Annotated in this window: 7 protein-coding genes; 6 read left to right on the plus strand and 1 reads right to left on the minus strand. The window is 69.5% G+C overall.

Features of this window, described 5'->3' with window-relative positions; all coding sequences use genetic code 11:
* The first annotated feature begins 1 nt into the window (after window position 1).
* The 5 genes from ACWF7A_RS07765 (at window position 2) to ACWF7A_RS07785 (ending at window position 5,769) form a co-directional block, all read left to right on the plus strand.
* A complete protein-coding gene (locus ACWF7A_RS07765) occupies window positions 2-1,312 on the plus strand; it encodes an ABC transporter substrate-binding protein (RefSeq protein WP_452249654.1) in 1,311 nt (436 codons plus the stop codon).
* Entirely contained in the window at window positions 1,309-2,391 is a 1,083-nt protein-coding gene (locus ACWF7A_RS07770; protein ID WP_452249655.1) for a Gfo/Idh/MocA family protein, read from the plus strand. Before ACWF7A_RS07765 ends, ACWF7A_RS07770 begins: the two co-directional genes overlap by 4 nt.
* Window positions 2,373-3,254 carry a DUF6807 domain-containing protein gene (locus ACWF7A_RS07775; protein ID WP_452249656.1) on the plus strand — a complete coding sequence of 294 codons (882 nt, stop codon included), beginning with the start codon at window positions 2,373-2,375 and terminating at the stop codon, window positions 3,252-3,254. The genes ACWF7A_RS07770 and ACWF7A_RS07775 overlap by 19 nt, the downstream gene beginning before the upstream one ends.
* The gene (locus ACWF7A_RS07780; RefSeq protein ID WP_452249657.1) at window positions 3,248-3,919 is read left to right on the plus strand and encodes a cupin domain-containing protein; all 672 of its coding nucleotides are present in this window, start codon (window positions 3,248-3,250) and stop codon (window positions 3,917-3,919) included. The genes ACWF7A_RS07775 and ACWF7A_RS07780 overlap by 7 nt, the downstream gene beginning before the upstream one ends.
* A 65-nt stretch (window positions 3,920-3,984) precedes the next feature.
* On the plus strand, window positions 3,985-5,769 hold the full coding sequence (locus tag ACWF7A_RS07785; RefSeq protein ID WP_452249658.1) for a rhamnogalacturonan lyase: 1,785 nt from the start codon (window positions 3,985-3,987) through the stop codon (window positions 5,767-5,769).
* A gap of 41 nt (window positions 5,770-5,810) precedes the next feature.
* On the opposite strand, the gene ACWF7A_RS07790 is transcribed toward ACWF7A_RS07785, so the two are convergent.
* A complete protein-coding gene (locus tag ACWF7A_RS07790) occupies window positions 5,811-8,945 on the minus strand; it encodes an RICIN domain-containing protein (protein ID WP_452249659.1) in 3,135 nt (1,044 codons plus the stop codon).
* A gap of 352 nt (window positions 8,946-9,297) precedes the next feature.
* Between ACWF7A_RS07790 and ACWF7A_RS07795 the strand changes: the two genes are divergently transcribed.
* On the plus strand, window positions 9,298-11,565 hold the full coding sequence (locus ACWF7A_RS07795; RefSeq protein WP_452249660.1) for a cellulase family glycosylhydrolase: 2,268 nt from the start codon (window positions 9,298-9,300) through the stop codon (window positions 11,563-11,565).

An 11,565-nucleotide genomic window follows, 5' to 3' on the forward strand; every position in this document is an offset into this window, starting at 1 on the left:
CATGCTCAGAGGTGTTCGCCGCGGGACCGCGTGGGCGGTCCTGCTGTCGCTGACCGCGTCCCTGCTCGCGGCGTGCGGGTCCGGATCGGACGCGGGTGGTGACCTGACGACGGAGAAGGTCACGCTGCGCTTCACCTGGTGGGGCGCCGACGACCGGCACAAGCGCACCCAGCAGGTCATCGACATGTTCCAGCGCAAGCACCCGAACATCACCGTCAAAGGTGAGTTCAAGGAGTGGAACGGCTACTGGGACAGCCTCGCCACCACCATGGCGGCCAACGACGCGCCGGACATCATGCAGATGGACGAGCTCTACATCGCGTCCTACGCGGAACGCGGCGCGTTGCTCGACCTCAACGAGGCCAAGAAGCACCTCGACACCGCCGACTTCGACCAGAAGGCGCTCGCCACCGGCGCCATCGCCGGCAAGCAGTACGGGCTGCCGGTCGGCCTCGGCATGTACTCGATCATGGTCAACCTCGACCTGCTGGCGAAGTACAGCATCCCTGTGCCCGACGACACCAAGTGGTCGTGGGACGACCTGCGCAGGATCGGCGACCAGGTCTCGAAGGCCGGTGGTGGCGCGGTGTTCGGCGTGCAGTCGCCGGGCATCAACGACGCGGCCGGGCTGAGCATCCGGGCCCGCCAGCAGGGCAAGGCGATGTTCGACGCCGACGCCAAGGTCGTGCTGCCACCGGAGATCGCCCGCGACTACTGGCAGTACATCCTGGACCTGTCGAAGTCCGGTGTCGCGGCACCGCCGTCCGTGACGATCGAGAAGGCGTCCGCGGGCCTGAACCAGTCGGCCACCGCGACCGGCACCGCCGCGTTCGGGCTGTGGTGGAACACGCAGCTGACCGCGCTGACCGCCGCCAGCGGCGCGAAGCTGAAGCTGTTGCGGCTGCCCGGGGAGACCCAGGGCACGGCTCCCGGCGCCTACTACAAGCCCTCCATGTTCTGGTCTGTGTCCGCGCGGTCGAAGTACCCGGCCGAGGCCGCGGCGTTCGTGAGTTTCCTCGCCAACGACGAGGAGGCGGCGAAGGTCCTGCTGACCGAACGCGGCGTGCCCGCGAACCAGAAGATCCGGGAGGCGATCGCCGGGCAGCTCAAGGACACCGACAAGGCCGCCAAGGAGTACCTCGACACCGTCCCGGTCAGCGACCCGCCCAGGATCACGCCGAACGGCGCCAGCACCCTCGACACGATCCTCAAGCGGCACACCGAGGACGTGCTGTTCGGACGGACCACACCGGACGCCGCGGCGGCGTCGTTCATCAAGGAAGTCCAGTCCGAAGTGGACGCCGCGAGGTGAGGCGCGCCGCCATCGTCGGCACGGGCGCCATCGCCGCGGCTCACGCCGAGGCGGTGCGCGCGATGGGGGACCGCGTCGAACTGGTGGCGGTGGCGGACGTGGACGTCGAGCGCGCCTCGGCGTTCGCCGAGGAGTGGGGTGTGCCGCACGCACACCCCACTTCGGCGGCCCTGCTGGACGCGGAGGAGCTCGACGTGGTGCACGTGTGCACACCGCCGCGCCACCACGTGCCGCTCGCCCTCGAGTGCCTGGCCGCGAACGTCAACGTGCTGGTGGAGAAGCCCCCGGCGATGTCGCTGGGCGAGATCGACACCCTGATCGAGGCCGAACGCGCCTCGTCCGGCCGCGTCGCGACGGTGTTCCAGCACCGCTTCGGGCCCGCCGCGATCCGGTTGCGGCGCCTGGTCTCCGAGGGCGTGTTCGGCCGGTCGTTCGTCGCCAAGTGCGACACCCTCTGGTACCGCGGCGACGCGTACTTCGACGTGCCCTGGCGTGGCACGTGGGCGAGCGAGGGCGGCGGTCCGACGATGGGCCACGGCATCCACCAGTTCGACCTGCTGATGTCCGTTCTCGGGCCGTGGCGGGAGATCCGGGCCGTGGCGGTGCGGCAGGCGCGGGACGTGCAGACCGAGGACGTCTCGATGGCGCTGGTGACCTTCGCCGACGGCACGGTCGCCTCGGTCGTGAACTCCCTGCTGTCCCCCAGGGAGACCTCGCAGCTGAGGTTCGACTTCGAACGCGCCACTGTCGAGGTCGAGCACCTCTACGGCTACACCGACGCGCACTGGACGGTGACGCCCGCTCCGGGGCACGAGGACGTGCTCACGCGCTGGCGTGCCGAGCCGTCGGAGATCGTCAGCGGCCACCGGTGCCAGCTCGCGGCGTTCCTGGACGCGCTGGACAGCGGCGAGACGCCCCCGGTGACCCTCGCGGACACCCGGCAGACGATGGAGTTCATCGCGGCGCTGTACGCCTCCGCGTTCACCGGGACCGTCGTCGAGGCCGGTCAGCTGGGTCCGGACAGCCCGTTCTACGCGACCATGGAAGGGATCGGTGCCCCGTGGGCGAAAGCCCGGTGATCACGCGGCAGGACGACGAGGTGCTCGCCGTCTCGGTGGGCGACGTCGAGCTCTTCCGGTACGTCCACAGTCCGTCGACGCCCGCGTTCGAGGGGCCGAAGCCCTACCTGCACCCGGTGCGCACGCTCGCCGGCGACGTGGTGACGGCGTTCCGGCCGCACGACCACCGCTGGCACAAGGGCGTGCAGATGACGGCGACCGACGTGTCGGGCGAGAACTTCTGGGGCGGCGTCACGTACGTGCGCGACCAGGGTTACGTGGTGCTGCCGAACGTCGGCACCATGCGGCACGAGGAGTTCGAGGTCGACGGAGCCCGGATCGGCGAGCGGCTGTCGTGGTTCACCGAGGCGGGCGAACGCTGGGTCGGCGAGTCCCGCTCGTTCACCGTGCGCGACGTGGAGGACGACTCGTGGACGCTGGAGTTCGCCACGACGCTGACGAACCTGCGCCTGGAACCACTGGTCTTCGGCAGCCCGACCACGAACGGGCGTGAGCTCGCGGGCTACACCGGGTTCTTCTGGCGCGGTCCGCGCTCGTTCACCGACGGCGTCGTGATCGCCGCGGACGGGGGCGCGGGGCAGGAGATGATGGGGGAGGCCGCGCGGTGGCTCGCGTTCGTCGGCCGGCACGACGAGGTCGACCGGTCGTCGACCTTGCTGTTCGTGGACCACCCCGAGAACAAGGGCACGCACTGGTTCGTGCGCAGCACGCCGTTCGCGGCGGTCAACCCGTCGTTCGCCTTCCACGACACGGTGAAGGTCGATCCGGGTGACGCGCTGACCCTGCGCTACCGGCTCGTCGTCGGCAACGGCGAGTGGGAGCGAGACCGACTGGAATCCCATGTGGAGGAACATCCGTGGTGACGCCGTTTCCCGGCGGGGTGGGCATCTCCGGCCTGCGGGTCTACGACTGGCCGGCGGTGGACGGGGTGTGCGGTGGCTCTCCGCACGTCCACCTCGCGTGCTCGGAGTGCTACTACGTGATCGGCGGGCGGGGCAGCGTGCAGACGTTGACCAGGCGCGGGTTCGCCGAGACACCGTTGCGCGAGGGCACCGTCGCCTGGTTCACGCCCGGCACGATCCACCGCCTGGTCAACGAGGACGATCTGCGGATCATCGTGCTCATGCAGAACAGCGGCCTGCCCGAGGCGGGCGACGCCGTGTTCACCTTTCCCGCCGGGGTGCTGGCGGATTCGGAGATCTATTCCGCGCGGGCCTCGGCCGGTGACGAGGAATCGGCCAGGCGGCGGCGAGATCTCGCCCTCGAAGGGTTTCTGGAGCTGCGCGACGGCACCTCCGCCGACCTGGAGGACTTCTACCGCGCCGCCGTGCGGTTGAAGCAGGGAGCGCTGGACGCCTGGGAGAAGCGCTGGCGGGAAGGGGCGCTGACGTCCGCCGAACGCACCGGAGAGCAGCTGGAACGGTTGCGCGACGGGGACATCGGGCACCTGGCCGAGGCGGACGTCCACGTGACGCGGGCGCAGACTCCGCAGCGTTTCGGCATGTGCGGCTGGCTCGACGCCTTCTGATCGAATTCGAGTCGAAAGAATTCTTCTTCCCGGCATTCGACTTGTTCGACGCTAACGTCCTGCATATGAAACGTTTCAATTCTTTGTGGATCTCTGTGCTGCTCGGGGTGACGTTCACCGCGGGCAGCGTGCCGGCGTTCGCGGACGAGGCACCCGAGCGCGGGCTCGTCAGCATCCGGTCGGCGCAGGGCAACTTCGTGTCGTGGCAGCTGCTCGGCTCCGACGCCGCCGACGTGGCGTTCAACGTCTACCGGGACGGCGTGAGGGTCAACCGCTCCCCGCTGACGACGGCCACGAGCTACCTCGACGCGGGCGCGCCCCCGACGGCGTCCTACTCGGTGCGACCGGTGAGCGGAGGCGTGGAACCGGCGGCGGCCACGCGGTCCGTCGGCACCCTCGCGACGAGCAGGGACGTCCCGCTGCAGATCCCCTCCGGCGGAACGACCCCGTCCGGTGAGTCGTACACCTACGTGGCGAACGACGTGTCGGCCGGCGACCTGGACGGCGACGGCGAGCAGGACCTCGTGCTCAAGTGGGATCCCACCAACGCCAAGGACAACTCGCAGTCCGGCTACACGGGCAACGTGTACCTCGACGCGTACAAGTTGAACGGCACCAGGTTGTGGCGGATCGACCTCGGCCGCAACATCCGGGCGGGCGCGCACTACACCCAGTTCCAGGTGTTCGACTACGACGGCGACGGCCGCGCCGAGGTCTCCGTCAAGACCGCCGACGGCACGAGGTCGGGCACCGGCCAGGTGATCGGCAACGCGAGCGCGGACCACCGCAACAGCAGCGGGTACGTCCTCGCCGGACCCGAGTACCTGTCGGTGTTCCGCGGCACGGACGGCGCGGTGCTCGACACCGAGAACTACTTGCCACCACGCGGAACCGTGTCGTCGTGGGGCGACAACTACGGCAACCGGGTCGACCGGTTCCTGGCAGGAACGGCCTATGTGGACGGTTCCCGGCCGAGCATCGTCATGGCGCGCGGCTACTACACCCGCAGCGTGATCTCCGTGTGGGACTTCCGCAACGGTCAGCTCACGCAGCGCTGGACGTTCGACTCGGCCTCCCAGTCGAACCGCTCCGCCTGGGAGGGCAAGGGCAACCATCAGCTGTCGGTCGCCGACGTGGACGCCGACGGCCGTGACGAGATCATCTACGGCTCGATGGCGATCGACGACAACGGCCGCGGCCTGTGGCAGAACGGCACCCGCCACGGCGACGCGCTGCACGTGGGCGACTTCATCCCGTCCAGGGCGGGCCTCGAGGTGTTCAAGCCGTCGGAGTCGACCACCGACCTCACCCACTGGATGGGTGACGCGCGCACCGGTCAGATCATCTGGAGCGCGCCGTCGTGCGGCTGCGACAACGGCAGGGGAGTGGCCGCCGACATCTGGGCCGGCAACCCCGGCGCCGAGGCGTGGTCGGCCTCGGTCGGCGGACTGCGCAGCGGTACCACCGGCGCCCAGGTGGCCGCGCGCAAACCGGGGTCGATCAACTTCGTGATCTGGTGGGACGGCGACGCCCAGCGCGAGCTGCTGAACGGCACCACCATCGACAAGTACGGCCCCGACGGCGACACGCGGCTGCTCACCGGATCCGGTGTGGCGTCCAACAACGGCACCAAGTCCACGCCCGCGCTGGCCGCGGACATCCTCGGTGACTGGCGCGAGGAGGTCATCTGGCGGACCTCGGACAACCGGGCGCTGCGCATCTACTCGACGACCGAGCCGACGTCGATCCGGCGGGTGTCGCTGTTGCAGGACCGGCAGTACCGGGTGGCGGTGGCGTTCCAGAACACCGCGTACAACCAGCCCGCGCATCCGAGTTTCGCCTCACCCTGAACGGAACGGCCCCGCGCTCGGCCGAGCGCGGGGCCACGTCCTCAGGCCGGCACGAAGATCGCGCCGAGCCGGTCGACCTCCTCACCCGAGCGGCCGGTGAACCCGGCGATCCGCCATCCCGCCGGCGCGCTGACGGTGGTCGTCTCGCCGGTCTCCTGCCCGGCGGAGAGCACCCGTCCCCGGTTCGTGGTGAGAGCGGCGGAGAACACCCTGGTCCGCCCGTTGTGCTTGCCCTGGCTCAGCTTCGCCGACACGAAGTGCTCGCCGACGTCGAGCGTGAGCGTGCGAGCGGTGCCGCCGCTTCCGCCGTGGGCGCGCGTCGTGCCGTCCGCGAAGGTGGCCGAGATCCCGTCCAACCGGTTGCCGCCGCGCAGGGTCAGCGCTCTGATCGGCCCGAGGTCGACGGCGCTCAGGTCGGTGAACGGCGTGCCGTGCGGCCCGCCGGCCTCGGCGGAGAGCCGGATGCCGTCGTCCGCACTCCAGTCGAACCTCGTCGCGATCGGGTAGTGGTCGGACAGCGGCTTGCCCTGGGGGTCGAGGAAGGCCGCGTTGTCGTTGCGGTAGTCCCGCGCGGTCAGGGTGATCTGGCGGTTGCCGCGGTAGAGGACCTTGTCGACCACCTCGCAGGAGTCGGTGACCGCGGCCGGGTCGCACACGAGCGCCGGGCTGCCCGCCGCCGGTGCCTGGCCGCCGCGTTCGAGCTGGACCCACGCGTCGGTGAGGCCGTTGGTGGTGACGAGCTCGCGGATGTTGTCGGCCTCGCGGGTGTAGCGGGTGTTGGTGTCGCCCAGGACGATGACCGCGTTGCCCGCCGAGTTCGCCGCGATGTGGCGGGAGAGCTGGGTGATGTTCGCCCGGCGGGCGGCCAGGTCCGCGGTCTCGGTGCCCGCGTTGGGGTGCAGGTTGTACAGGTCGATGCTCACGCCGTCCGCCAGCGTGATCCGTTGGTAGGTGAACCCCTTCGGCGTGAGGCAGTCGGTGCCGTTGCAGGACGACCACTTCGTGCGTTCCAGGTCGCTGTACGGCCTGTGCGACAGCGTGTTCAGGCCGCTGCCGAACGGCACGCCACCGCTCGTGGGTGTGCGATGGGCGTGGTTGTCGCCCGCGTACAGGGCGGCGTGGTAGTTGAAGTCCTCCTGGACCGCGACGACGTCGTAGGGCGCCAGACGCGGGCTGATCAACGGCGTGTTCACGGCGGGGTTGCCGGACGAGAGGGGTTCCGGCAGGCCAGCGACGTTGTACGTCAGCACCTCGAAGCTGCCACCCGCGGCGGCCGGGGTGATGGGCTGGTTCCACTTCTGGTTGGCGGCCCCGGTGCACGTCCACAGCACAAGGGGAGTGCCGTTGGCCGTCCCGGCGTTGTAGGCGTCGAGGCACAGGCCGGACTGCACGCCCGTGATCGAGCCGTCGGGGTTGAGGTTCCACTGCTGGTTGGTGCCGCCCGTGCAGTCGTAGAGAGCGACCTTCGTGCCGTTGGTGGTGCCGTGGTTCCACGCGTCGAGGCACTTGTTGCCGTAGACCACGAGCTCCCTGCGTGTGGTGTGCGCGAACGTTTGCTGCTCACCGCCGTTGCAGTCCCACAGTTGGGCTTGCGTGCCGTTCGCCGTCGTGTTGCGGTTGATGTCGGCACAACGGCCGGACGTGCCGGTGATCTGAGTTCCCGCTGTGCCGGGGAGCTCGCGCACCTCGACCGCCGTGACGCCGGTTCCCTGCAGCGTCAGGGAGTTGGTGCCCTTCGCCAGCGACACGATCGCGGAGACCGTGCCCCGCGGGGTGGGCGGGAGAGCGAGAACCGTGGGCATCTGGCTGCCGTTGACCTGCAAGGTGGTCTGCCGGGCCGTGTGATCGGTGTTGGTGTAGTCGAACGTCGCCACGGCCAGCCCGGACGAGGTGGCGGTGATGCCGGAGGCCCGCGAGCTCTCGACGGGGTAGGTGGTCGCGCTGGTCTCGGTGCCCGTGATCGTCAGCATCACGGCGTCGCCCGCCGGAACCGTGACGCGATGGCTGCCGGTGGTGATCGGCGTGGCGGTGCCGGTCCACAGGTCACGCGCCGCCGCCGTCCGGCCGGACAGACCGAGATCCGCCAGCCTGACCGTCATCGTGGCCGCTGACGACGTGCGGTTGAGCAGCGCCACAGCCCTGCGTCCGTCGCCGGACAGCACCTTCGAGTAGACCTGCTGGTCGCGAACGTCCTCCGCGACCTCGACGGCGGGCAGACCTCGTGGGTCCTGGCCGACGGTGAGCACCTCGCGGTTGGTGAGCGTCGAGATCGCCTGGGCGTCGACCTCGGTCAGGTCGTTGCCGAGCAGCATCGGCGACCCACCGACCGCCCACAGGCTCATGTGCACCCGGCTCGCCGCGGCGGACAGGCCGGGCATGCCGATCATCATCATGTCCGGGTCGTTGTAGAAACCGGTGTGCTGCGCCGTGGGCCGCTGGTTCTTGTCGAAGTTCTCGTGGACCATGCTGATCGACGGCGTCTCGTGCGAGAAGATGATGTCCGTTCCGGTGCGCCACAACGGGGCCATGCCCGGCGCCCAGTTCCACGGGTCGTTCTTGCCCCACTCGCAGATCGACAGCACCAGCTCGCGGCCGGTGGTGGCGCTCGCCTCGCTGACGGCGTCGCTGAGCGCGCGATAGGTGCTCGGGGCGTCGAGCTTCTCGACGTCGGCGCCGCACCAGTCGACCTTGACGTAGTCGAAGCCCCAGCGCGAGAACTTCAGCATGTCCTGCTCGTAGTGGCCCTCGCTGCCGGTGCCGGCGTGCGGCGGTCCGGGGGTGGGGAAGTAGTAGCCGCAGCCGTTCTTGCCGGCGTCGGTGTAGATGCCGGCCTTGAGCCCCTTGCCGTGGATGTAGTCCGCGATCGCCTTCATGCCGCCGGGCCACTGGGCCTCGTCGACGGTGATGTCACCCGCGCTGTCCCGGGTTCCCTTCCACCAGCCCGAGTCGATGTTGACGTACCGGTAGCCGGCGGCCGCGAGACCGGACGACACCAGCGCGTCGGCCTGGGCCTTGATCACGTTGTGGTCGATGTTCTCGAAGAAGGTGTTCCAGGAGGCCCAGCCCATCGGCGCGGCGGGCACGCGGACCTGGTTCTGGCTGAGGACGGGGGCCGCGGAGGCCGGCGGCGTGCCGATCGCGGTGACGGTGCTCAGGAAGACCGCCGCTACGAGCAATCGTGTGAACGTTAACATCGTTGTTGTCGGCTCACTTTCCAGATGGCAGGGGAATTGTGGGGAAAGAGCGTTCAAGTGATGTGAGCGTTGACATCTTGGGATGACGGCAGGGGCCCGTCAATGACCTGAAAGAGATTCACAATCGTTCGACTGGGCGTTCGACCTGGCGTTCGACGGTAGGTTGCGAACTTGTCCGCCTGGACAATCCGAGGTGGGCAGGGGCGTCTGCGCCGGACAGGCGAGGGTGGTGGGCCAAGCGGCGGTGGCGTGGTGTGTCCGGCTGACTAGGGTCCGTTTCTGGGAGCGCTCCCAGAATCCGTGAGAACCAGCCGACGATTCCCTGGAGGTCGTTGTGACCTTGAGACTTCTCCGAGCGGTGGTGACGGGCCTGCTGCTGGCGGCCTGCGTGGTCATCGCTCCCACCGCCACGGCGAACGCCGCCGCGCCCACCCGGATCATGGCGCTCGGCGACTCCATCACCGGCTCTCCGGGCTGCTGGCGGGCACTGCTCTGGAAGCACCTGCAGGACACCGGGTACACCAACGTCGACTTCGTGGGCTCGTTGCCACCGCAGGGGTGCGGCTTCACCCACGACGGCGAGAACGAGGGCCACGGCGGGTACCTCGCGACGAACATCGCCAGGGACAACCTCCTTCCCGGCTGGCTCTCCTCGGCGCGGCCGGACGTCGTGCTCATGCACCTGGGCACCAACGACGTGTGGAGCAACATCCCCGCGAGCACGATCCTGAGCGCCTTCAGCACTTTGCTCGGCCAGATGCGGGCGAGCAACCCGGCGATCAAGCTCGTGGTGGCCCAGATCATCCCGATGAACCCGTCGAACTGCTCCGCCTGCGGGCAGCGGGTCGTCGACCTGAACAACGCGATCCCCGGCTGGGCGCGGGCCAACAGCACGGCGACGTCCCCGGTCACCGTGGTGGACCAGTGGACCGGGTTCGACACCGCCGCCGACACCGGCGACGGCGTGCACCCCAACTCCTCCACGGGCATCCAGAAGATCGAGAGCCGCTGGTACCCGGCGGTCGTGGCCGCCCTGGGCGCCGAACCCCCGGCCGCGGCGGGCCTGCGCGTCGACGGCACGCGGGTCGTCGAGGCGAACGGCACGCCGTTCGTGATGCGCGGCGTGAACCACGCCCACGTCTGGTACCAGTCGCAGACGAGGGCGTTCGCGGACATCAAGTCCTTCGGTGCCAACACGGTGCGCGTCGTGCTCGGCAGCGGTCAGCGGTGGGGCCCGACCCCGGCGGCGGAGGTCGGGACCGTCATCGGGCTGTGCAAGCAGTCGAAGCTGATCTGCGTGCTGGAGGTCCACGACACCACCGGTTACGGCGAGCAGAGCGGGGCGGCGACCCTCGACCAGGCGGCGAGCTACTGGATCAGCGTGGCCAGCGCGTTGAAGGGCCAGGAGAACTACGTCGTCATCAACCTGGGCAACGAGCCGTTCGGCAACAACGCCCAGGTCAGTGCCACGTGGGCGAGCGCGACGAGCAGCGCGATCAGCCGCCTGCGCGGGGCAGGGCTGCAGCACCTGCTGATGGCCGACGCCCCGATGTGGGGCCAGGACTGGGGCAACATCATGCGCGACAACGCGGCCTCGGTGCTGAACGCCGATCCGCAGCGCAACACCGTGTTCTCCATCCACATGTACGGCGTCTACAACACCGCAGACAAGGTCAACGCCTACTTCGACTCGTTCCGGACGGCGGGACTTCCGCTGGTGGTCGGGGAGTTCGGGCACAACCACAGCGACGGGGACCCGGACGAGTCCACGATCCTGGCCCAGGCGCAGGCCCGTGGACTCGGCTACCTCGGCTGGTCGTGGAGCGGCAACAGCAGCGACGTCGCGTACCTCGACATGGTCAACTCGTTCAACCCGGCGAGCCTCACGTCGTGGGGTGAGCGGATCCTCAACGGCGCCAACGGGATCCGGCAGACCTCGAAGGAGGCGACGATCTACGGCGGTGGCGACCCAGGCGACACCCAGCCGCCGTCCACGCCGGGCACCCCGGTCGCGTCCGGTGTGACGTCCAGCGGCCTCACGCTGACCTGGACGGCGTCGACGGACAACGTCGGCGTCACCGGCTACGACGTGCTCCGCGCGGTGGGCAGCGGCTCGTTCGCGGTGGTCGGCTCGTCGGCCGGCGCCTCGTTCGCGGACAGCGGCCTGACGGCGTCGACCACCTACCGCTACCAGGTGCGGGCCAAGGACGCCGCCGGCAACGCGTCGGCGAACTCCGGCATCGTCTCGGCGACGACCGCCGCAGGTGGTGGCACCGGGGCCTGCAAGGTCGGCTACTCCGGCCAGAACTGGGGCGGTGGCAACGGTTTCACCGCGAGCGTGACCATCACGAACACGGGCACGAGCACCGTCAACGGCTGGACCCTGGCGTTCAGCTTCCCGAACGGCCAGCGCGTGACGCTGCCGGGGTGGGGTGCGACGTTCGCCCAGTCCGGGGCGGCCGTGACCGCGACCAACCTGAGCTGGAACGGCAGTCTCGCGCCGAACGCGTCGACGAACATCGGGTTCAACGGCACGTTCAGCGGGTCCAACCCGGCGCCCTCGTCGTTCACCCTCAACGGGAGCACCTGCACGATCGCCTGA

This window comes from Lentzea sp. NPDC055074, from assembly GCF_053608005.1.

Excerpts from the sequence above, each read along its gene's own strand:
- ACWF7A_RS07765 (WP_452249654.1), top strand. The coding sequence starts at position 2 with ATGCTCAGAGGTGTTCGCCGCGGGACCGCGTGGGCGGTCCTGCTGTCG.
- ACWF7A_RS07785 (WP_452249658.1), top strand. The coding sequence starts at position 3,985 with ATGAAACGTTTCAATTCTTTGTGGATCTCTGTGCTGCTCGGGGTGACG.